Below are 1,991 nucleotides of genomic sequence, written 5' to 3'. Positions count from 1 at the left end.
CTGTCGAGCCAGCCGCGCGCGCCGACGACGACGAGCGGCAGCTGCGCGCGGCGCGCGTCCGGCAGGCCCGCATAGGCCTGCACGAGGCGCTCGAGGTTCTTGCGCGGCTCGAGGGTCGCGACGACGAGCAGATACTCGCCGTGGCGCAGGCCGTGGCGCGCGAGCACGGCGGCGGTCTCCGCCGCGGACCGCGGCCGGAACGCGGCGTCGACGCCGAGCGGCACCACGTGCAGCTTGCCCGGGTCGACGCCGAGCACGTTGACGAGCTCGTCGCGCACATAGGCCGAGTCGGTGATCAGCGCGTCGGCGCGCGCGAGCGTCGGCGGCAGGTGGCGTTCGAGGAAGCGCACGCGCTCGACCGGATGGAACTGCGGATAGCGCAGGTAGGAGATGTCGTGCACGGTCGCGACGCAGGGGCCGTCGAACGGCATCAGCACGAAGTTCGGCGCGTGCAGCACGTGGTCGCGCAGCGCGCGCGCGCTGCGCCGGAACAGCGCCGCGCGCAACGCGGTATAGCCTTCCAGCGCCGCGCGCTTGAACGGCAGCACGCGGCGCACCGTCTGTATCGTGCGATTGACCTGGAAGGCCTGCTCGCTGTTGGCCACCCAGCGATAGGCCGAGAACAGCCTGAGCTCGGCGAGCTCGGGCGCGCGCTCGAGGCCCAGCGCGAGTTCGCGCGTATAGACGCCGATACCGGTCAGCGGCGCGCTGATCGCATCGACGTTGAGGATCAGCCGCAGCGGCGCGCCGCTCATGCGGCCGCGCTCCCGAGACGGCGGCGCTCGGCATCGACGAGCAGCCTGGCCAGGCCCGCGAGGTCGACGCTGCTCGCCAGGCCGAGCTTGCGCCGGGCGCGCGTCGCGTCGCCGCGCAGTACCGGCGCATCGGCCGGACGCAGCAGCGTCGCGTCCACGGCGATGCAGCGCCGTCCGTCGCGGTCGAGCGCGCATTCGTCGCGGCCGCGGCCGTGCCACTCCAGAACGATGCCGGCCGCCGCATAGGCCGCCGTCGCGAATGCGCGCACCGAGGCGGACAGGCCGCTCGCGAACACGAGATCGTCGGGCTGCTCCAGCGCGGCCAGCGCGCGCAGTCCGGCGACATAGTCCGGCGCGTAGCCGAAATCGCGCCGCGCATCGAGATTGCCGAGCTGCAGCACGCTCGTGTCGCCGGCCGCGCGGCGCGCCGCGGCCGCGGCGATCTTGCGCGTGACGAACGCGGCGCCGCGCAGCGGCGATTCGTGGTTGAACAGGATCGCCGCGCTCGCATGCAGGCCGTAGCTGTCGCGGTAGCAGCGCACGGCCGCGTGTGCGAGCAGCTTGGACAAGGCATACGGATGGCGCGCCTGCAGCGCACAACTCTCGTCGACGACGCCGTGGCGCGGCACGAAGATCTCGCCGCTCGACGCGAGCACGAAATGCGCGTCCGGTGCATAACGGCGCAGGGCCTCGAGCAGATGCAAGGTGCCCTCGCCGTTGCTAGCGACCGCGGCCAGCGGATCGGCCAGCGCCTGCGCGACGCTGCTGACCGCGGCGAGATGGAACAGCAGCTGCGGCCGCAGCTGCTCGACCGCCGCGCTACAGGCGGCCGCATCGCAGACATCGAGCGCGAGCAGGTGCAGCCGCGGCTGGCCGAGCAGGCCGAGTTCGCGCAGGCGCCACAGCGAGTCGTCAGACCAGCCTGGGCGCAGGCCTGCATGCACTTCACGGCCGGCCGCGAGCAGGTCGCGGCAGAGGTAGGCGCCGTCCTGTCCGGCCGCGCCGGTGACGAGCACGCGCAGGCTCATGCGGCGTCCCCGAACGGCGCGACCGGCGATTTAGCCGGATTGCCGACACCGAGCAGCGCCGCGACGTCGGCGAACGCGGGCGGCAGCGCGCCGGCGATCTCGTCGATCGCGTGCGCCTGCAGCAGCCGCGCGAAGCTCGCGGCCCATTCCGCTTCGGCCGCAGCCGTCGCGACGGCCGCGTCGGCGAGGCGCTCATGCAGCTGCGGCG

The 1,991-nt window shown here is 73.5% G+C and carries 3 protein-coding genes; all 3 read right to left on the bottom strand.

Annotation, left to right across the window (positions count from 1 at the left end):
- Positions 1–755 (bottom strand): glycosyltransferase family 4 protein (locus tag NON22_RS23565; protein WP_257389425.1); only part of this gene is annotated, 755 nt, incomplete at its 3' end.
- Positions 752–1,783 carry a GDP-mannose 4,6-dehydratase gene (locus tag NON22_RS23560; protein ID WP_257389424.1) on the bottom strand — a complete coding sequence of 344 codons (1,032 nt, stop codon included), beginning with the start codon at positions 1,781–1,783 and terminating at the stop codon, positions 752–754. The genes NON22_RS23565 and NON22_RS23560, both read right to left, overlap by 4 nt.
- Positions 1,780–1,991: hypothetical protein (locus tag NON22_RS23555; RefSeq protein ID WP_257389423.1), on the bottom strand; the 212-nt coding region annotated here is incomplete at its 5' end. The genes NON22_RS23560 and NON22_RS23555, both read right to left, overlap by 4 nt.

The sequence above is a fragment of the Tahibacter caeni genome (genome assembly GCF_024609805.1).
In the GTDB taxonomy this organism is placed as follows: domain Bacteria; phylum Pseudomonadota; class Gammaproteobacteria; order Xanthomonadales; family Rhodanobacteraceae; genus Tahibacter; species Tahibacter caeni.
This window is presented reverse-complemented; position numbering and strand designations above follow the sequence as displayed.